The following is a 20,378-nucleotide window of genomic DNA, read 5'->3' as shown; positions in this document are numbered from 1 at the left end:
ATACTGGCGCCGCAAGGGACGGCGCCCGGTTGAATTGAAGGTTACAGCCTCACCACTCGAAGATCTTCCAGGCCGGGATCAACATGTCCGGCTGGTCGGAGCGGATGAAATTGTCATCGGTGCCATCGGCGCGCACCAGGAAATACGGCTTGCCGTGTTTCGGAGTGATCTTGATGGCGTACAGGAAGCCGTTCTGGCGGTACTCCTGGATGGTCTTGTCGCCGTCCTGGCGAATGGTCACGTCCGGATCGGCCGAAGGCGCGTCGTCCGCGGCCAGGGTCATCAGCGGGCTGGTCAGCAGCAGAGCCGCGAGCAACAGGTGTTTTACGTTACGCATGATAACCTTGTCCCTTTGTTGTCACAGTTCTCGTTGTCACAGCTCCGGGCATTCTAACGCCGGGCTCGCCGAAAAGGTTGATTCTGCTCATGAGCAAAGCTCCTCTCGTCCTGGTGGACGGTTCTTCCTATCTGTACCGGGCGTTCCACGCACTGCCGCCGCTGGCCACCTCAAAGGGCATGCCCACGGGTGCGGTGAAGGGCGTGCTGAACATGCTCAAGAGCCTGCGTCGGCAGTACCCGGACAGCCCGTTCGCGGTGGTCTTCGACGCCAAGGGCGGAACATTCCGCGATGCCCTCTACGGCGACTACAAGGCCAACAGACCGAGCATGCCCGACGACCTGCGGGTGCAGGTCGAACCGCTGCACGCGTCCGTCCGCGCCCTGGGCTATCCACTGCTGTGCGTGGACAACGTCGAGGCTGACGACGTCATCGGCACCCTGGCCCGCAGCAGCGCGGCAGCCGATCGCCCGGTGGTCATTTCCACCGGTGACAAGGACATGGCGCAACTGGTCGACGGCCACATCACCCTGGTCAACACCATGACCGGCAGCGTGCTGGACATCGCCGGCGTCAAGGAAAAATTCGGCGTCGGCCCCGAGCACATCATCGATTTCCTGGCCCTGATGGGTGACAAGGTCGACAACATCCCCGGCGTGCCGGGCGTGGGCGAAAAAACCGCTCAGGGCTTGCTGACCGGCATTGGCGGCGGCCTCAAGGAGCTCTACGAGAACCTCGACAAGGTCCCGGCCCTGGCCATTCGCGGCGCCAAGTCGCTGCCTGCCAAGCTGGAAGAGCACCGGGCAATGGCCTTCCTCTCGTATGAACTGGCCACCATCAAGATCGACGTACCGCTGGACGTCGAAGTCGACCAATTGATGTGCAGCGAGCCGGATCGCGATGCACTGCTTGCCATCTACAGCGAGCTGGAGTTCCGCAGCTGGATCGAAGACGTCGAGCGTGAAGCCCGGCGCGCCGGCGAAGAACTGGCCCCGGTGCAGGAGCCGGTCGCGGCCATCGAGGTGCGCTACGAGACGATTCTCGACCAGACCCGTTTCGATGTCTGGCTCGACAAGCTCGAGCAGGCCAGCCTGTTCGCCTTCGATACCGAGACGACCGGCCTGGACGCACAGCGCGCGCAACTGGTGGGTATCTCCTTTGCGGTCGAGCCGCACGAAGCTGCGTACATCCCACTGACGCACTCCTACATGGGCGTGCCCGAACAGCTCGACCGCGATACCGTGCTGCTGGCGCTCAAGCCGCTGCTCGAAGATCCGCGCAAGCTCAAGGTCGGCCAGCACGCCAAGTACGACATGAACATCCTGGCCAACTGTGCCATCGGCGGGGTGCAGGAAAACGGCATCGAGGTTCGCGGCGTGGCCTTCGACACCATGCTCGAATCCTACGTGCTCGACTCCACCGCGACGCGGCACGACATGGACAGCCTGGCCTTCAAGTACCTGAACCACACCACGATCAAGTTCGCCGACATCGCCGGCAAGGGCGCCAAGCAGCTGACCTTCGACCAGATCGCGCTGGAGCAGGCCGGCCCGTACGCCGCTGAAGATGCCGACATTACCTTGCGCCTGCATCAGCTGTTCCTGGCCAAGCTGAACGCGGTGCCTAGCCTGCTGCCAGTGCTGCAAGACATCGAAATGCCGCTGGTGCCGGTGCTGGCGCGGATCGAGCGCCAAGGTGCACTGGTCGATGCCAAGCTGCTGGGTATCCAGAGCGTGGAGCTGGGCGAAAAGATGATCGCCCTGGAGCGCGAAGCGTTCGAGATCGCCGGCGAAGAATTCAACCTGGGCTCGCCCAAGCAACTGGGGGTGATTCTCTACGAGAAGCTCGGCCTGCCGATCATCTCCAAGACGGCCAAGGGTCAAGCCTCCACGGCCGAAGCGGTGCTCGCCGAACTGGCCGAGCAGGACTATCCATTGCCCAAGGTGCTCATGCAGTACCGCTCCATGAGCAAGCTCAAGAGCACCTACACCGACCGCCTGCCCGAGCAGATCAACCCGCGCACCGGGCGCATCCACACGTCCTACCATCAAGCGGTCGCCGCCACTGGACGCCTGTCATCCAGTGACCCGAACCTGCAGAACATCCCGATCCGCACCGCCGAGGGTCGGCGCATCCGTCAGGCTTTCATCGCGGCGCCCGGGTATCGCCTGCTGGCGGCCGACTACTCGCAGATCGAGCTGCGCATCATGGCCCACCTGGCCAAGGACGAAGGCTTGCTGCATGCCTTCCAGAACGATCTGGACGTGCACCGGGCCACCGCTGCGGAAGTGTTCGGGGTAGACCTGGCGCAGGTCACCACCGACCAGCGGCGCAGTGCCAAGGCGATCAACTTCGGCTTGATCTACGGCATGAGCGCGTTCGGCCTGGCCAAGCAGATCGGCGTCGACCGCAAGCAGTCGCAGGCCTATATCGACCGCTACTTCGCCCAGTATCCAGGCGTGCTCGAGTACATGGAGCGCACCCGCGCCCAGGCCGCCGAACAGGGCTTCGTCGAAACCCTGTTCGGGCGTCGCCTGTACGTGCCGGACATCAACGCCAAGAACCCGGCCCTACGCCGCGGCGCCGAACGCACCGCGATCAACGCGCCGATGCAGGGTACGGCTGCCGATATCATCAAGCGGGCCATGGTTGCGGTGGACAACTGGCTGGCCGAGAGCGGGCTGGACGCACGGGTCATCCTGCAGGTGCACGATGAATTGGTGCTGGAAGTGCGTGAAGACCTGGTCGAGCAGATCGGCACCCAGATCCGCCCATACATGAGCGGCGCCGCGCAACTGGACGTGCCCCTGCTGGTGGAAGTCGGTGTGGGTTCCAACTGGGACGAGGCGCACTGATTCGAAACCGGGTTGACGGCTTCGCGGCCGCTGACCGCTCCCACGGGCTTTTACGCGCTGATTCGGCGCGGTGTTGCTGCTTCGCGGCCGCTGATCGCTCTTACGGATGCTCATGCTCTCTGTAGGAGCGGTCAGCGGCCGCGAAGGGGCACACGCCGAATCCAGGCCAGATGACAAACCTGAACCCCACATGAAACCAACGACTTAGTGCAAATAGTTTGCATCTGCCAAGGAACTCCCCCGGCCTCTCCCAGTCAGACATTGGGATTGGCTAGTGAAGCCTTTCGATGCTCCTATGTTGTGTTAAGTGTTGGCAGATATCCGGACCCTCAGCGGTTCGGACCTTGAGCCCCAGACTTCCCCCTCCCCATACGAAGTCCGGGGTTTTTTTTGCCCGAATTTTCTTCACGGCAGGCTCAGGCCTCTGCCGTGTTCTTGTCCGGCAGCTCCATCCAGCGTGCCAGCACCGTGTAGGCGTCTTCCAGGCCAAGACGCTTGGGCGCGGAGAACAGCTGGATGCTGACCGCGTCGCCCCACCCCTTGTGAATCTCGGCCTGAACCTTGAGCAAGGTGTTCTTGGCTGCGCCGTAGGTCAGTTTGTCGGCCTTGGTCAGCAGAATGTGCATGGGCATGTGGCTGGCCACCGACCAGTCGAGCATCAACAGGTCGAAGTCGGTCATCGGATGGCGGATGTCCATCATCAGAATCAGCCCCTTGAGGCTTTCACGACTGCCCAGATAAGCTTCCAGGTGACGCTGCCAGTGCAGCTTGAGCGGGATCGGCACCTTGGCGTAGCCGTAGCCAGGCAAGTCGACCAGCCGCCGCTCTTCGTCCAGGTTGAAGAAGTTGAGCAGTTGCGTGCGCCCTGGGGTCTTCGAGGTCCGTGCCAGACTGGCGTGGGTCAGGGTGTTCAAGGCGCTGGACTTGCCGGCATTGGAACGGCCGGCGAACGCGACCTCGAACCCTTCGTCATCGGGGCACTGCTCGACCTTGGCGGCGCTGAGCGAAAAGGTAGCCTGTTGGCACAGGCCCAGGATGGGGTTTTTGAGTTGCATGTGATTTCCGGTAGAGGCAGGGCCCGATGCAGCGGCCGCAAGAACGATGCAGCGAAGTATATAGGGCTGGACAATATGTGGGTGATTTTGCCGGCAATGGCCTGCGTGCAGGCATAATGCGCCCAGGCCTGCCGTACAGTGCGGTTGGCTGCGAACTTCACCCTGGTTGGATCAGTCGATGAGCGCGATGCGTGTGATGGGCCTGCTCTGCGCGCTGCTGGCAAGCAGCGCGGCAAGTGCTGCCGGCACGGTGGGCGACGGCGCCCGAGGGCAGCCGCTGACGACGCTGTGCGCCGCGTGCCACGGCCCCAACGGCAACAGCCTGGTGCCGATCTTTCCGAAGCTGGCCGGCCAGGGCGAGCGCTACCTGAATCAGCAGTTGCTGGACATCCGCGAGAACCGTCGGGTGGTCCCGGAGATGGCCGGCACGCTGGCGGAGCTGGACGATCAGGACCTGCTCGACATCGCCGCCTGGTACGCCGAACAGACACCCACCGCCACGGAAGTCGACGCCGTCTTGGTGCAGCGTGGGCAGGACCTCTACCGCGGTGGCGACCAGGCGCTGGGTGTACCTGCCTGCAGCGGCTGCCACGCGCCCGATGGTGCCGGCACCGCGCTGGCCGGCTTTCCACAGCTGCGTGGTCAGCATGCGCCGTACCTGATCAAGCGGCTGGCCGGTTTTCGTCAAGAGGGCGATGCCACGGCGATCATGCACAGCATTGCAGGCAGGCTGAACGATGACGACATTGCCGCCCTGGCCACTTATATTCAGGCGCTGCGGTGAAAACGTTCGGGCTTGGGGCCGATGCGGGCCTTCGCGGGCGGCTTACGCCCGGTTACATCTCTTGTGCCATGAATTTAGCGCGAAGGCCCTCGTCGTCCACCCTTTTTTGACATCACTGCCGTTACACTAGCGGCCTCGATCAGGCGGGTCCGGTGCTGTCACCGATCCCTCCCTTGTATGAAACTGCTCAGGAGTCACGCATGCGTAATCTGATTTTCGGCGCCTTCCTCGTTGTCGCCAGTGCCATGGGCGTGACTGCCCAGGCGGCGGATGTGCCGCTGGAAGCCGGCAAGACCTACGTTCAGCTCAATGCCCCCGTGCCTGTGGCCGAGCCTGGCAAGATCGAAGTCGTCGAGATGTTCTGGTACGGCTGCCCGCACTGCTACGCGTTCGAGCCGACTATCAATCCCTGGGTCGAGAAGCTCCCGGCCGACGTCAATTTCGTCCGTATTCCAGCCATGTTCGGCGGCCCGTGGGACGCCCACGGCCAGTTGTTCCTGACCCTGGAAGCCATGGGTGTGGAGCACAAGGTCCACAACGCCGTGTTCAATGCCATCCAGAAAGAACACAAGCGCCTGACCGATCCTCAGGAAATGGCCGATTTCGTCGCCACCCAGGGTGTAGACAAGGACAAGTTTCTGCAGACGTTCAATTCCTTCGCCATCAAGGGCCAGATCGCCAAGGCCAAGGAGCTTGCCAAGAAATATGAGATCTCCGGCGTGCCGACCATGATCGTCAACGGCAAGTACCGTTTCGACCTGGGCACCTCCGGCGGTCCCGAGCAGACCCTGAACGTGGCCGACCAGCTGATTGCCAAGGAACGTGCCGCCAAGTAAGCGGCATCACCCGCGATACGACGTTTTCGCAGCGCACCCATCGCGGGTGGGTGTGAGCTGCAGGTCAACGAGCAATCCTTGTCATGAGCGACGACAGCCAGCGCTGGAAAGAGAAATACCTGCACAGCATCGACCAGCAGGAAAAGCTCGAGCGGCGCTGGAACGCTCGCCTCGACCTGTTGCGTCGTGGCCTGGTGCGCAGCAGCCTGGCGGCCGAAGGCAGCGATCGGTCTGTGGATGCATGCATGAAGGAGATGCGCGAGGTGTTGCGCGGCGACGACATGGATGCTCGGCTGGCCGCGCTTATACCGCGTCTGGAAATCGCCGTGCTGGAGTCCGAGAAGCGTCGGCAGTCCCGGGTTCAGCAGATAGGCACCGCGCTGGGGGCTCTGGTTACGCAACTGCAGTCGCTGCCGTTGCCGCGCGATGTCAGCAAACCTTTGAAAAAGCTCGCGCAGGGCCTTGAGGAACGGGCCGGCCAGGCGCGCGAGATGCCCTTGCTGCTCAGTGAGCTCAGTGGTCTGCAGGAGCAGGCGCTCAATACCCTCGACCGACCCTTGCGCGCGCAGCGCGCGGGCCTGCTGCAGCGCTTGTTCGGCAGTCCCGACACGGTCGATGTCAGCCTTGTGCAGCCCATACCTGTGCCCGCAGCGCAGGATGAACCGGCAATGGCCATTCCGGTCCCTGCCCCCGTGATTTCTGAGTCCGAAACTCGAGCGGCGCAAGTGTCCACTGTGGACGAGCCCGTATTGCAATCTGCCCCGCTCGCCGTTCCGCTGCCAGAGCCAGAGCCAGAGCCAGAGCCAGAGCCAGAGCCAGAGCCAAAGCCAGAGCCAGAGCCGAGCCTGCCAGCGAGCAGCACTGCCAGCGACGCACCTGCCCTTGGCGCAGCCAACCCCGTGGCATTGCCCATGATCGACCCGCCCAGCGAGAATGCCGCTGAACAGTCGCAGGTGCTCGACAGCAGCCTGACCGATGAGCAGGCTTTCTACGCCTTGCCGGCCAGCCTTGAACCGCCGTACAGCAGCGTTGCCAGCCATATCGAAACCACCCTGCTCGAGCTGCTCAGCGAGCTGACCCTGCCCGAGCGCTACATGGCCCAGGCCCAGGCCATGCATGCGCGCATCCAGCGCGGGTTGAACTGGTACGAGCTGTTGCCGGTTCTCGATGAGCTCGCCGTATTGATGCTCGCCGTCAACGACGGCAGCCAGCAGGAGTTCGAACGCTACCTGCAACAGCTCAACCAGCGCCTGGAGAATTTCCAGCGCCAGTTGCAGCTGACTCACGGCGACCATGCAGACTCGCGCAGCGCCGCCCTGGCATTGGACAACGTGCTGCGTGAACACGTCGACGGGCTGCAGACGAGCATGCGTGGCGCTGTCGACATCGACGGCCTCAAGCAGGTGCTGGAAAGCCGTCTCGAAGGCCTGTTGGCGAGCATGGAGCAGCACCGCCTGCAGCGCGAGGCACGCGAACAGGAAATCACCGCGCGTCTGCAGGGCTTGGGCGAGCGTGTGACGAGCATGGAACGCGAGGCCCTCGACTACCGCGACAAACTCGAGGAGCAGCGCAACAAGGCCTTGCTCGATCCGCTCACCGGTCTGCCCAACCGGGCCGCGTGGAGCGAGCGACTGGTGCTGGAGCACGTACGCTCGCAGCAAACCGGCAATGGCCTGCTGCTGGCAATACTGGACCTGGATCACTTCAAGTCGATCAACGACACCTTTGGTCATCAGGCCGGCGACAAAGTCTTGAAGATCATCGCCAACGTGCTGCGCAAAGGCTTGCGTGGCGACGACTTCATTGCTCGCTTCGGTGGTGAGGAGTTCGCCTTGCTGATGCCCGGCAGCGATCTGGGCGGCGGCAGCCGCCTGCTCGAACGCCTGCGTGCAGCGGTCGAGCAATGCCCTTTCCATTTCAAGGGCGAGCGCGTGAGCGTGACGATGTCGGCTGGCGTGGCGGTGTTCAAACCCGGTGAGAATGCCAGTCAGGTGCTCAAGCGCGCGGATCAGGCGCTCTACCGCGCCAAGGAAGCGGGACGCAACCAGATCGAACCGGCGCCCTGAGCCTGCCGATCCATCCCGCCACGAACGGGCGCGCGCAACATTCAGCAACGCGACGTCATGCATGCCCGCTGAATCCAGACAACCGGCTACGCTATGCTGACGCTCTTTTCCCGAAACCTGCATGTGATCTCCCTATGAAGTTGCTCCTCGTCGCCCTCTCCCTGCTGGTGCTGGCCGGTTGCTCCAACGGCTTGAGCATCGATCGCAGTCACCCGTCCGCGAACCACGACAACCGCGTGCAGTTCGTGGTGCTGCACTACACCTCGGCCGATCTGCCGCGTTCGCTGCAGTTGCTCACCCAGGGTGAAGTCAGCAGCCACTACCTGATCGGCGACCAGCCGGCTACCGTCTACCAGTTGGTGGACGAGAGCCGCCGTGCCTGGCATGCCGGCGAAAGCCAATGGGACGGCCGCACCTGGCTCAACTCCAGCTCCATCGGCATCGAAATCGTCAACCCCGGCTACAAGGACACCTCTAACGGCAGGGTCTGGTACCCCTACAGCGAAGCGCAGATCCAGGCAGTGATCGCCCTGCTCAAGGATATCGTCCAGCGCAACGGCATCGCCCCGCGCAACATCATTGGCCACAGCGACATCGCGCCGCTGCGCAAGACCGATCCGGGGCCGATGTTTCCCTGGCAACGCCTGGCCGAACACGGCCTGGGCATGTGGCCCGATGCGAAGGCCGTGGCACGCTACCAGGCGCGCTTCCAGGCCAGCCCGCCGAGCATTGCGTGGTATCAGCAGCAGTTGGCCCGAGTGGGTTACGAGGTGGTCCAGAGCGGGGAGCTGGACGTAGCCACCCGACACGTTATCGCAGCCTTCCAGATGCACTTCCGTCAGCAACGCTTCGACGGCGAACCCGACGCGCAAAGCGCCGCGATCCTGCAGGCGCTCATCAGCAGGTAACAACCGATTTCACGTCGATATGCTCGAAAGCGCGGGCCAATCGCCATCTGGTTGCTATACATTGATGCCCCCGACTGGATGATCCTCGATGGCCGCCGTTTTCCCGCAGCTCCGCAGTCTTCTGTACCGCCCTTGGGCGCTGGCAACGCTTGCCGCCCTGGCCAGCGCGCTGCTGCTGTTCGCGGCCAGTTTCGCGTTGATCATGCACCAGGTTCAGCTCAACGAACGGCAGCAGATGAATGCCAGTGGCGAACGCTTCCTGATCCGCCTGGAGCAGGTGTTCGGTCAGCTGCGCGAGGGGGTCGATGCGCTGCAGGCTCAACCTGTACGCCACTGCGGCCCGCAGATGATGGATGCACTGGAAAAGATCGGCTTCGACAACCGCTTCGTCTTCGAAGCCGCGTTCATCGACGGCGCTCAGCGCTGCTCCAACCGTCGTGGCAAGGACGTCGCCAGCCTGGGTCGACCGCCAGACATCCAGGGTTCCACCTACAGTTACTGGCTCAACACCACCACTCAGCGCAATGACAACTGGGCCGCCCTGATGCTCGGTCGCGGGCCGTTCCGGGTTTCCACCTCGCGGGGGCATCTGAGCGACGTGGTCGATCTGCCCGCCGGTGGCAGCCTGCTGGTGGTGCTCGACCAGGGACGCCGGGCGATTCCAGTGCTGGGCTCCGAGCAGCCATGGCCGCCCGTATCGGGCTGGCGTGCCGATGCGGTCGATGCCCTGCAGGTCACTTCGGACCGGTTGATCTACCGCATGTCGACCAAGTCCCCAGACTTCCAGTTGGTGCTGATCGCTCCGCGCAGCAAGGAGCTGCCCATATTCGATACCCCACTGTGGCTGCTTTTTCCTGTCAGCTTGGTGGTGGCCCTGTGCATCGGCTGGCTGGTCCTGCAACTGATCACCCAGCGCCGCTCGATGGGCGGCGAGCTGCACGGCGCGTTGCGTCGGGGCGAACTGCAAGTGCTCTACCAGCCGATCTTCGATCTGAGCAACCGTCGCTGCGTCGGTGCCGAGGCCTTGGTGCGCTGGCGTCGCCCCGACGGTACGCTCACCAGCCCGGAACTGTTCATTCCGCTGGCGGAACACAGCGGCCAGATCCGCCAGATCACCGACTTCGTCCTGCAGCAGTCGCTCGAGCAGCTCAGCCACCTGTTGCGAGCCAACCCGCACTTGTATATTTCAGTGAATCTGGCGGCGTGCGATGTCACCGTGCCGCGCATCGGCGAGGTGGTGGCCCGGCTGCTCTCCATCTATCGCGTAGCGCCCGAACAGATCGCCTTCGAGGTTACCGAACGTTCACTGATCGACGTCGACGTGGCGCGGGAAAACCTTCAAGCCCTTCGCGATGTGGGCCATACGGTATTGATCGATGACTTCGGCACCGGTTACTGCAGCCTGGCGTACTTGCAGAGCCTGCCCGTGGACTGCCTCAAGATCGACAAGGCGTTCATCGACGCCCTGGGCGATGACGCAGAGAGCAGTGGCGTGGCGCCGCACATCATTCGCATGGCCCATGCCCTGGATCTGCGGGTGATCGCCGAAGGCATCGAACACGAGGCACAGGCGCTGCTGCTCGAGAGCGAGGGCGTCGACTACGGTCAGGGTTGGTTGTTCGCCCAGGCGCTGAACGCGCGCCAGTTCAAGGAACTGATCACCAAGGGCCGCCGCCGCGCTGGTCGGCGCGCCGGCGACGAAGCCTGAATGCGCATGGCACCCAGGCCATTCCGCTAGATCGACAGGGTCATGTAGAACTGCGTGCCTTGGCCGGGTCTTGAGTAGACGCCCATGCGCCCACCGTGCAACTGCACGATCTCCTTGCACAGGGCCAGGCCCAGTCCGGCGCCGCCCTTCTTGCGCCCCACCTGCACGAAAGGCTCGAAAATCCGCCCCTGCTGGCCGTACGCGATGCCCTCGCCATTGTCCTCGACGCTGATGATCACCCGTTCGGCATGGCGACGTGCCTGCAAGCGAATATGGCCATTTTCCGCTGTGTGCCGCAGGGCGTTTTCCAGCAAGTTGTCCAGAACCCGGTCCAGCTGCCCCGCGTCCACATGCAAGCGTGGCAGCCCTTCGGCCAGCTCGACGGTGAGCTGGATGCCCAGTTCATGGGCTCGACTGGCGAAGCGCTCGTAGGCCCGCTGCAACAGGTCATCCAGGGCACAAGGCGCCAACACCAGTTTCTGCAGGCCATTCTGGTAACGCGAAAAGTTGAGCAGGTCGTTGATCAGCTGCATCAAGCGCTGCATCTCTTCGTTCACCGTCATGAGCAGATCGGCCTCGCGACTCTGCTCGGGGAAATGCACACGCTCCTGCAGCAGCCCAAAGGCCATGTGCATGCCCGTCACCGGCGTGCGCAGCTCATGGGAGGCCCGCAGGACGAATTCGCTGCGCACCCGTTCGAACGCACGCTGCTCGGTTACATCATGCAGCACCATGACCGCCCCGAGGATGTTGCCTTGGGTATGGGTCACCGGCGTCAGGCTGTACGACAGCAGACGCGCTTCACCATCGACTTCGAAGCTCAGGTCGTCCAGCGCGCGCTCCAGGCTGCCACCGCGCAGGATCAGGTTCAACTGCTCGTCCAGATCGGGCCTGCCAAGCGCTTCGCCCAGGCCCAGGCCCAGGCGGTGGTCTTCCCAGCCCAACTGACGCTGCGCTACCGGGTTCAAATGCTCCAGCTGGCCTTGTCGATCGATCATCAGCAGGCCGTCGTCGATGCTGTCCAGCACCGCTTGCAGACGCTGCTGCCCGGCGCGAAGCTCATCGACATTGGTAGCCTGATGCTGGCGTAGTGCGTCGGCCATGGTGCCGAAGCGGCTGGCCAGCCGATTTAATTCCGCCGCCGGCGAAACCGGCAGCTGCACATCGAAATTACCTTGACTGATGTCGTCCGCCGCCTTGGCCAGCGCTTCGATGGGGCCGCCGAAACGGCGCGCGATACCGTGTGCGGTAAAGAAACCGACGATCAGCACCGCCAGGCCCACCAGACCGAGCAAACCGGATACCCACATCGCCCGTTCGTGAGACTTGTGCTCCAGCGCGGCGATACTTTGCAGAGTGTTCTTGTACGAATCGATCAGGCCCGTGCGCAGGGTATTGAACGCCTGGCTCAGCGGCGGGTTATGGCTCAGCGGCAGGTGTTGCGTGGCGGTGGCTCGGTATTGCTCCACAAAGGCCTGGAAGTTTTCCGCGGACTGGAGAAATCCATAGTGGGCACTGTGACTCTGCTCGTGAGCGATGCCTTCATCGAGCAGCGCCTGAAACTGCTGCTGTGCCTGACCGATGGCCGCGGTATCCGGATCGGGCTCCAGCATCATGACCAATTGATCGCCCAGGCTCTGGCGCATCTTGAGTCCCAGGTCCAGCGTGGTGAAGTGGCTGCGCAGCATGCTTTCCTGCGAAGCAGCCATCTGCATCACGCTGACCAAGCCCAACACCAGCCCCAGCAACGCGACGGTGATCAGCGCCGATATGCTGAGAAACAGCCGGGTGTGCAGCTTCATGGCCAGCTTCATAGGTTGTACTGTTTGCGTTTGCGGTAAAGCGTCGAGGCGTCGATACCCAAGGTTTTGGCAGCCTGATCCAAGGTGTCACTGGTGGCCAGAACGGCACCGATGTGGGCCTTTTCCAGTTCGTCCAGGCTCAGCGCCGCACCGATGCGCGGTGCATTGTTGGCGGGCTGCTCGGCCATGCCCAGGTGGCTGACCTCGACGCGCTCCTGAGGGCAGATGATGCTGGCCCGTTCGATCACGTTGCGCAGCTCGCGGATATTCCCCGGCCAGCGGTAGTTGAGCAGAGCCGCCCGCGCCTCCTCGCTGAAGCCTCTTGCCGGCCGCGCGTACTCCTTGACGAAGCGCGCCAGGAAACGATCGGCCAAGGTCAGGATATCCTCGCTGCGTTCGCGAAGTGGCGGCAGGTGCAGGGTGATCACGTTCAGGCGGTACAGCAGATCCTCGCGAAAACGGCCTTCGCGGACCATGTCCTCGAGGTTGAGGTTGGTCGCTGCCAGGATGCGTACATCAGCGCGACGCGTCACCGGATCACCCACCCGCTCGTATTCCTTGTCCTGGATGAAACGCAGCAACTTGGGCTGCAAGGTCAGGGGAAAGTCGCCGATCTCGTCGAGAAACAGGGTGCCGCCGTCGGCTTGGTTGACGCGGCCCAAAGTGCTTTCACTGGCACCGGTGAACGCCCCGCGGCTGTGGCCGAAGAGTTCGCTTTCCATCAGCTCGGCAGTCAGCGAAGGGCAGTTGATGGTCACGCAGCTTTTCTTGGCGCGCTTGCTCCAGCCATGAATGGCGCGTGCCAGCTCGCCCTTGCCGGTGCCCGATTCACCGAGGATGAGGATGTTGGCATCGGTGACCGCCACTTGGCGCGCGGTTTCCAGCACGACCATCATGGCCGGGCTGTGCGAATCCAGACCGTCCTTGGGTTTGCGTACCTCGCCCTCGAGCGCTTCGAGCCTGGCCGACAACTGACGTACTTCCAATTGCTTGGCGGTCGCCAGGCGCAGCTGATCAGGGCTGCAGGGCTTGACCAGATAGTCGGCGGCGCCGGCCTGGATCGCATCGACAGCGGTATCCACCGCCGAATGCGCGGTAACGATCACGACACGCATCCATGGCGCCTGCACACGCATCTGTGCCAGTACATCCAAGCCGTTGTCTTCGCCCAGGCGCAGATCGAGGAAGCACAGGTCGAACACCTGGCGCTGCATCAAGGTGTCTGCCTGATTCGCGCTGTTGGCCGTGGCCACACTGTAGCCTTCATCTTCCAGGCAATAGCGGAAGGTACGCAGGATGGCGGACTCATCGTCGACCAGCAGAATGCGGCCTTTATGCTCCGTGCCAGATTCCATGTTCCTACGCTCCTCAGAGAAAGTTCTTGGTTAGTCCCGGAAAAATCGGGCAGGTTGCATGGTCGATTCTGATTGATTCGGCAGGCTGCATGGTAGCTATTAGCTGGTTACATTTCTAACTGTATGAAATATCTGAGCTTTCAGTAAGTAAAAAGTTTGGCATATGCCTTGCGATAGCAACCGATTGTCTTGAATGGGAGGAGAGCAAGAATGCGTGGTATCAAGCGACTCACGTTGGCAAGCGCCATGGTCGGGCTGGTCGGTCTGTCGACACTGGCCTCGGCGGCCACCCCCGCCAACCCCGAGCAGCCTGCTCATGAACTGTCCAGCCTCGAGAGAAAGCTGCAGGCAGCACGCCAGGAGGGCTCGATCTGGACAGCCCTGGCCTTGAATCGACAACTCAACGGCTTCGAGTTCGGCGTGCAGGTCAGCGAGGGCACCGCCACCTTGACCGGTGTCGTGGAAGACCAGGTCGATCGCGAGCTTGCCGAGCAGGTAGCCCTCAATACCCAAGGCATCGACAAGGTCGATAACCGCTTGAGCCTGAATCCGGAACTGGTCGAGCACGTCAACCAGCGACAGCAGTTCGCCCAGCATCTGGAAGACGCCACCCTGACGGCAATCATCAAGTCCAAGTTGCTGTGGAACACCAGTACTCAGGCATTGGACATCGTGGTCACCACCAACGACGGTGTCGTGACGCTCAAGGGCCAGGCGCAGACTGCCGATGCCAAGCAACTGGCCGGAACCTTGGCAACCAATACCGACGGCGTCTATCAGGTGAACAACCTGATCAGTCTGGGTGCTGCGGATACGGCGACGACGCGGGCCGAAACCAAGGCGAAGAAGACCGAAGAAGCCTTGAGCGACACCTGGGTGACCAGCAAGATCAAAGCGAGCCTGTTGCTCAATCGCGATCTGGATGGGTTGAGCATCGACGTCGAAACACGCACGGGCATGGTCACACTCAAAGGTGACGTCGCCAGTTCCGAACAGAAAACCCTGGCTGTAGAGGTGGCGCGCAACATCCGCGGCGTCCGTGGCGTCGATGCCGATCTGTTGAAAGTATCCAAGCCGATACTCTGATCGTGCAAATCGCCCGAGCCCACGCGGGTCATCGTGCAGGTTGCTATTCCGCATGGAACGTATGATTGTTCAAGCGATTGATTTTAAAAGGTTTTACTGAGGCTCCAAGGTTGGCATGCAGGCTGCAATATCTGTTTCAAGAACATGTATTCACCAGTGCAAGGAGTCTCCGGATGAACCGTCCTCAAGCAGCTCAAGCGTCCGCTCTGTCCCAAACGATGCGCCAGGCATTGTTTCTGGTTCTGGCGGCGCTGGTGACACTGCTGGCGGTGCAGCTGTATGCGAGCTGGGTGTCCGCCCAGCAGCAGGGGCTTCTTCTGCCACCCCAAGAGCGTCTGGTCGACACTGCTCACCTCAATCCAGCCAGTGCGCATTGGGTTGGGAAGCAGCAATCCGGAAGCATTGAACGCGTACAAACCAGCGAACCGGTTGAACACATTCGCAGTTGGGTGTTCTGAGGTACTGGCAACGCATCTGATCAACCGCTAAAACACGACAAATCGTAAAGGAGATACACCATGCTGAGTTGGGCAGTCACATTCCTGATCATCGCCATCATCGCCGCCGTCCTGGGCTTCGGTGGTATCGCCGGCACCGCAGCAGGCATCGCCAAGATCCTGTTCGTAGTATTCCTGGTGCTGTTCGTCGTCTCGTTCATCTTCGGCCGTCGCGGTCGAGGCTGACCATGGCCAGCATGACCCTCAAGGGTGTAGCCCTGGCGCTGTCGCTGGTCGGCAGCAGCATGGCGATGGCCGCCAATGACGGTCAGGCTCGCGTGAGTGAGCTATTGAGCTCGAGTAAAGAGTACCGTGATACCTGGCAGTCGGTGATCGAGTCCGAGGAACGTGTTCCGGACTGGATCATCAATCTGTCGGGCGCCTCGCCGGAACAGATGTCCGCGATCCCCGAGGATGGCGACAACTATCTGGTAGGCCCGTTGTGCGAGACCCCTGATAGCTGCAACAGCGGGCGACTGCTCGTAGCGTTCAGTATGGACAAAAAAGATGCCTACGCATTGTACGTCCAGGTTCCCGCCGGCTTGCCCGCCGACAAGTCGCCTACGCGCCACGCGACTTATCGCTTTCTCGGCAAGCCCGACGAGGGTATGCAGCAGATGCTGATGGAGCAGTTGAAGAAAGACCCTAACTGGTACTGACTTCCTGCGATGTCGTAGCGGTTTGCACCACCACGGCAACGCGTCACTGATTTGAAGATTGGGCCGGGTCATCCTGGCCTGAATGGCCGGCACTCGGAAGGTGTCGGCCATGACCATGGGGTCGGGTTGTTCTGAATGCAGTCGGTTCGGAGTGACCTAGGGGTACAGGGAGGACCTCCGAACCGGGCCGGGTCAGGCAACAGCTACTGTGCAAGCCGTGTACGATCATTACGTACTTCGGCTTGCGCAGAGCCTATCTCAGCAGCGTCGAGCTGCCTTCCATCTTGTTTCATCTTTTCCCGGCAGAAAATCCCCTCCGTTCGGTTTCGCGAACGTCGCTGGCGTTTTCCGCATCTTCTCTGGGCAAACCTGCCAATTCGCTTAGGACGACTGGTCGTCTATCCGAACGAACAGCTCATAGACAAAAAATCATCCAATTGCATTATGCCGATCCTGCATGGGGTAGTCGTTTCCGGCATTAGACGCTGTTGCAACGCATCGGAATAGTTGCGCCTTTTTTCGTTCGCCAAAGCGTTTCGCCACGGCGTGAAGAAACCTCTACGGATGACCGTTCGGCTTGCGAACAGGCATCACGAGTTGACTTGGAAAAAGGGTAACGACATGAAGAAGGCAAAACTGAGCCTCGCCTGGCAAATACTCATCGGTCTGGTACTGGGCATCGCACTGGGTGCAGTGCTCAATCACTTCAGCGCCGAGAAGGCCTGGTGGATCAGCAACATCCTGCAGCCCGCAGGCGACATCTTCATCCGCTTGATCAAAATGATCGTGATACCCATCGTGATCTCGTCTCTGATCGTCGGCATTGCCGGCGTGGGCGATGCGAAAAAGCTCGGCCGCATTGGCGTGAAGACCATCCTCTATTTCGAAGTGGTGACCACCATTGCCATTCTGGTTGGCCTGGGCCTTGCCAACCTGTTCCAGCCTGGACTGGGTATCGACATGAGTACCTTGGGCACCGTGGATATTTCGCAGTATCAGAAAACCACAGCCGAAGTGCAGCACGACCATGCGTTCGTCGCTACCCTGCTCAACCTCATTCCCTCGAACATCTTTGCGTCGATCGTTCGCGGCGACATGCTGCCGATCATCTTCTTCTCGGTACTGTTCGGCCTGGGCCTGTCGAGTCTGCCGGGCGAAACGCGCGAGCCTCTGGTCAAGGTTTTCCAGGGCATATCGGAAAGCATGTTCAAGGTCACGCACATGATCATGAACTACGCCCCGATCGGCGTCTTCGCGCTGATTGCCGTGACGGTGGCCAACTTCGGCTTCGCGTCGCTGCTGCCCTTGGCCAAACTGGTGGTGCTGGTGTATGCGGCGATCCTGTTCTTCGCCATCGTCGTGCTCGGCGTGATCGCACGCCTGTTCGGCTTCTCGGTCTTCAAGCTGTTCCGTATCTTCAAGGATGAGCTGGTACTGGCGTATTCCACGGCCAGTTCGGAAACCGTCCTGCCGCGCGTGATCGAGAAGATGGAAGCGTATGGCGCACCGAAGGCCATCAGCAGTTTCGTGGTGCCTACCGGCTACTCGTTCAACCTCGACGGCTCGACCCTCTATCAAAGCATCGCGGCGCTGTTCATTGCCCAGCTGTATGGCATCGACCTGTCGATCGGGCAACAACTGATGCTGGTGCTGACCCTGATGGTCACTTCCAAGGGCATCGCAGGCGTGCCGGGCGTGTCGTTCGTGGTCCTGCTGGCTACCCTGGGCAGTGTCGGCATTCCCCTCGAAGGCCTGGCCTTCATCGCAGGTGTCGACCGCATCATGGACATGGCCCGTACCGCGCTCAACGTCATCGGCAATGCCCTGGCCGTGCTGGTGATCTCGCGCTGGGAAGGCATGTACGACGATGCCAAGGGCGAGCGCTACTGGAATTCCCTGCCGCACTGGCGCAACAAGGACCGCGTCGCCCCCTGACGCGGCTCTGTGGGAGCGGGCTCTGCCCGCGAACGGCGCGCTGCGATGACACCTGCATCCGCAGCCTACCCGGCGACGCGGCTCGTACCCTGTAGCAGCGGTGCAAGCCGCGTCCAGCCTCACGCGAAAACCCTGACACACCACGCTGCCCTGCGGGGCAGAATCCAACCTCGCTTTGGGCTATCATCCGCGCATCTTCGAACGAGGGAATACCCATGCTGAACGGCCTGTGGCTCAGCTTCTTTCTGATTGCCGCGATTTCGGCCTTCGGCCAATGGCTGGTAGGGGGCAACGCTGGCATCTTCGCGGCGATGGTCGAAAGCCTGTTCGCCATGGCCAAGCTGTCGGTAGACGTAATGGTCCTGCTGTTCGGCACCCTCACCCTGTGGCTGGGCTTTCTGAAGATCGCCGAGAAGGCCGGTATCGTCGATTGGCTGGCCAAGGTCCTGGGGCCGCTGTTCAGCCGACTGATGCCCGAGGTGCCACGCGGCCACCCGGCACTGGGCCTGATCACCATGAACTTCGCCGCCAACGGCCTGGGCCTGGACAACGCCGCGACCCCTATCGGCCTCAAGGCCATGCGCTCGTTGCAGGAACTCAACCCCAGCGCTACCACCGCCAGCAACGCGCAGATCCTGTTTCTGGTACTCAACGCCTCGTCGCTGACCCTGCTGCCGGTGTCGATCTTCATGTACCGCGCCCAGCAAGGCGCGCTCGACCCGACCCTGGTGTTCCTGCCGATTCTCCTGGCCACCTCGGCCAGTACCCTCGCCGGGCTGCTGGCAGTGGCCGTGATGCAACGCCTGCGGCTGTGGGATCCAGTGGTACTGGCCTATCTGATTCCCGGTGCGCTGCTGCTTGGCCTGTTCATGGCGTTTCTGGGCACTCTCTCGGCTACAGCCCTGGCGGGGCTGTCCTCGATCCTTGGCAACCTCACGCTGTTTGGCCTGATCATCCTGTTCCTGATCATCGGCGCCCTGCGCAAGGTCCAGGTCTACGAGGCTTTCGTGGAGGGGGCCAAGGAAGGCTTCGACGTTGCCAAGAGCCTGCTGCCGTATCTGGTGGCCATGCTCTGCGCCGTGGGCGTGCTGCGCGCCTCGGGCGCATTGGAGCTGGGTCTGGACGGCATTCGTCACCTGGTCGAATGGCTGGGCATGGACACCCGTTTCGTCGACGCCCTGCCGACCGCGCTGGTCAAGCCGTTTTCCGGCAGTGCCGCGCGCGCGATGCTGATCGAAACCATGCAGTCCCATGGCGTGGACAGCTTTGCGGCGTTGGTCGCGGCGACCATTCAGGGCAGTACCGAGACCACTTTCTATGTGCTGGCCGTGTACTTCGGTGCCGTAGGCATCCAGCGTGCGCGTCACGCTGTCGGCTGCGCGCTGCTGGCGGACTTGGCCGGGGTCATCGCCGCCATCGTGGTCTGCTACTGGTTCTTCGGGGCCACGGCGGCCTGAACCGCGTCGTCGGTGACCGTGAAGCGCAACACGCCGACGATCTGACCGTCCTCGGTCAACACCCGCACCTGCCATTTCCCTGCGACGTTGCCGGGGAAATTCTGCTTGTGGCTCCAGGCGCGATAGCCCTCCTTGCGCCCGCCGTGGATGTCCAGGGCAATGCGATCGACCTCGGTGCCGTTCTGCTGCCACACATGATAGATACGCTCGTCCAAGCCTCGTGGCGCATTGATGGCGGTGTAGGCGTACAGCCCGCTGCTGCGCAACTGCGCTGCGCTGACCGTATCCAGGCTGTCGCCATGGGTGCGGCTGCGGTTGTCCAGCTCGGTGGTCACCGCCACCTCGGTCAGCCATAGCGTGGCAGGCGGCACCCAGGAGCGCAGCAGCCATCCAGCGCCGCCAATCATCAAGGTCGCCAACACCAGCGCCAAGCCCCGGCGCCAATGGTTGATCGGGAAACTGACGGCAAGGCTCGGAAAGGCCAGCAGCATGGCGGTGGCCAGCGCCAGCTTGAAACTTTCATCCGTGGTCAGGTGCAGGATGATCGGCAGTGCCGTGAGCAACGCCGCGAACAGCGTGAAGGTGTGCAGCGCCATGAACAGCCAGCGCCGGGGCGCTACCCACTTGTAGTACAGCGGGTCGATGATCGACACCAGCCCGGCCAGGGTCAGCAGGCCGGTAAACACCAGCTGGCCACTGTTCCAGGTGGTGGTGATATAGAAGAAAGGCAGGACGAAGAACAGGCTTTCCTGGTGGATCATCTGGGTCGCGTAACGCAGCACCGGCGTGGGTATCTCACGCTTGAACAGGCGTGTGAACAACTGGGTGAAGGTGTTCTCCAGCATCAACCAGATCCAGGTCAGCAGCATCACCACCGCGATCCAGCTGGCCAGGCCCGCCTGTCGATCGACCAGCACGAAGCTGCCGATCCCGGACAGGAAACCACCCAGTGCGATTACCCCAGGGTAGCGTTTGATGAGCTCGATGAGGCGCTGAACGATGTACGGCATGGTCTTCCACACGAAAAAGGCGATGAAA

17 protein-coding genes are annotated in these 20,378 nt (G+C 62.1%); 12 read left to right on the top strand and 5 right to left on the bottom strand.

All coding sequences use genetic code 11. The features are described 5' to 3' along the window. Positions 1-49: 49 nt before the first annotated feature. Positions 50-337, bottom strand: coding sequence for a DUF2782 domain-containing protein (locus tag IFT98_RS14400; RefSeq protein ID WP_122480096.1), 288 nt, complete (start codon positions 335-337; stop codon positions 50-52). Positions 338-426: 89 nt separating this feature from the next. On the opposite strand from IFT98_RS14400, the gene polA reads away from it, so the two are divergent. Continuing rightward, the gene (gene polA, locus IFT98_RS14395; protein ID WP_192050357.1) at positions 427-3,192 is read left to right on the top strand and encodes a DNA polymerase I; all 2,766 of its coding nucleotides are present in this window, start codon (positions 427-429) and stop codon (positions 3,190-3,192) included. A 416-nt stretch (positions 3,193-3,608) separates the two neighbouring features. Here polA and yihA read toward each other — a convergent pair whose 3' ends face one another. Further along, positions 3,609-4,247 (bottom strand): ribosome biogenesis GTP-binding protein YihA/YsxC, encoded by a 639-nt coding sequence (gene yihA, locus IFT98_RS14390; protein WP_122480098.1) that lies wholly within the window; start codon positions 4,245-4,247, stop codon positions 3,609-3,611. 178 nt (positions 4,248-4,425) lie between these two features. Between yihA and IFT98_RS14385 the strand changes: the two genes are divergently transcribed. The 5 genes from IFT98_RS14385 to IFT98_RS14365 all read left to right on the top strand — a co-directional run bounded on the left by IFT98_RS14385 (position 4,426) and on the right by IFT98_RS14365 (position 10,549). Further along, on the top strand, positions 4,426-5,031 hold the full coding sequence (locus tag IFT98_RS14385; RefSeq protein WP_192050359.1) for a c-type cytochrome: 606 nt from the start codon (positions 4,426-4,428) through the stop codon (positions 5,029-5,031). A gap of 200 nt (positions 5,032-5,231) precedes the next feature. Next, complete coding sequence (locus tag IFT98_RS14380; RefSeq protein WP_122714865.1) at positions 5,232-5,867, top strand: thiol:disulfide interchange protein DsbA/DsbL; 636 nt, start codon at positions 5,232-5,234, stop codon at positions 5,865-5,867. 83 nt (positions 5,868-5,950) lie between these two features. Then, positions 5,951-7,933: a GGDEF domain-containing protein gene (locus IFT98_RS14375; RefSeq protein WP_192050361.1), complete on the top strand. Its 1,983-nt coding sequence runs from the start codon at positions 5,951-5,953 to the stop codon at positions 7,931-7,933. A 134-nt stretch (positions 7,934-8,067) separates the two neighbouring features. After that, positions 8,068-8,841: an N-acetylmuramoyl-L-alanine amidase gene (locus IFT98_RS14370; RefSeq protein ID WP_192050363.1), complete on the top strand. Its 774-nt coding sequence runs from the start codon at positions 8,068-8,070 to the stop codon at positions 8,839-8,841. 88 nt (positions 8,842-8,929) lie between these two features. Next, the gene (locus tag IFT98_RS14365) at positions 8,930-10,549 is read left to right on the top strand and encodes an EAL domain-containing protein (protein WP_192050365.1); all 1,620 of its coding nucleotides are present in this window, start codon (positions 8,930-8,932) and stop codon (positions 10,547-10,549) included. Positions 10,550-10,575: 26 nt separating this feature from the next. Here IFT98_RS14365 and IFT98_RS14360 read toward each other — a convergent pair whose 3' ends face one another. Together IFT98_RS14360 and algB are read right to left on the bottom strand one after the other, a co-directional pair. Beyond that, a complete protein-coding gene (locus tag IFT98_RS14360) occupies positions 10,576-12,363 on the bottom strand; it encodes a KinB sensor domain-containing domain (protein WP_192050367.1) in 1,788 nt (595 codons plus the stop codon). After that, positions 12,360-13,706: a sigma-54-dependent response regulator transcription factor AlgB gene (gene algB / locus IFT98_RS14355; RefSeq protein ID WP_049860524.1), complete on the bottom strand. Its 1,347-nt coding sequence runs from the start codon at positions 13,704-13,706 to the stop codon at positions 12,360-12,362. The genes IFT98_RS14360 and algB overlap by 4 nt, the downstream gene beginning before the upstream one ends. A gap of 210 nt (positions 13,707-13,916) precedes the next feature. Here algB and IFT98_RS14350 point away from each other — a divergent pair, with 210 nt between their 5' ends. The 6 genes from IFT98_RS14350 (at position 13,917) to IFT98_RS14325 (ending at position 19,340) form a co-directional block, all read left to right on the top strand. Beyond that, complete coding sequence (locus IFT98_RS14350) at positions 13,917-14,792, top strand: BON domain-containing protein (RefSeq protein WP_192050369.1); 876 nt, start codon at positions 13,917-13,919, stop codon at positions 14,790-14,792. Positions 14,793-14,965: 173 nt separating this feature from the next. Continuing rightward, the gene (locus IFT98_RS14345) at positions 14,966-15,250 is read left to right on the top strand and encodes a hypothetical protein (protein ID WP_192050371.1); all 285 of its coding nucleotides are present in this window, start codon (positions 14,966-14,968) and stop codon (positions 15,248-15,250) included. A gap of 60 nt (positions 15,251-15,310) precedes the next feature. Further along, positions 15,311-15,475, top strand: coding sequence for a DUF1328 domain-containing protein (locus IFT98_RS14340; RefSeq protein ID WP_043191899.1), 165 nt, complete (start codon positions 15,311-15,313; stop codon positions 15,473-15,475). 2 nt (positions 15,476-15,477) lie between these two features. Then, positions 15,478-15,948 (top strand): inhibitor of vertebrate lysozyme family protein, encoded by a 471-nt coding sequence (locus tag IFT98_RS14335; protein WP_192050373.1) that lies wholly within the window; start codon positions 15,478-15,480, stop codon positions 15,946-15,948. 621 nt (positions 15,949-16,569) lie between these two features. Next, entirely contained in the window at positions 16,570-17,883 is a 1,314-nt protein-coding gene (gene gltP, locus IFT98_RS14330) for a glutamate/aspartate:proton symporter GltP (RefSeq protein WP_192050375.1), read from the top strand. Positions 17,884-18,098: 215 nt separating this feature from the next. Beyond that, the gene (locus IFT98_RS14325) at positions 18,099-19,340 is read left to right on the top strand and encodes a nucleoside recognition domain-containing protein (protein ID WP_192050377.1); all 1,242 of its coding nucleotides are present in this window, start codon (positions 18,099-18,101) and stop codon (positions 19,338-19,340) included. Here the strand turns inward: IFT98_RS14325 and IFT98_RS14320 are convergent. After that, entirely contained in the window at positions 19,310-20,350 is a 1,041-nt protein-coding gene (locus IFT98_RS14320) for a DUF5924 family protein (protein WP_192050379.1), read from the bottom strand. The two genes, IFT98_RS14325 and IFT98_RS14320, sit on opposite strands and share 31 nt — an antisense overlap. Positions 20,351-20,378 lie beyond the last annotated feature (28 nt).

The sequence above is a fragment of the Pseudomonas sp. CFBP 8770 genome (genome assembly GCF_014841705.1).
GTDB lineage: Bacteria > Pseudomonadota > Gammaproteobacteria > Pseudomonadales > Pseudomonadaceae > Aquipseudomonas.
The sequence above is the reverse complement of the archived record's forward strand: the minus strand, read 5'-3'. Positions and strand labels throughout refer to the sequence as shown.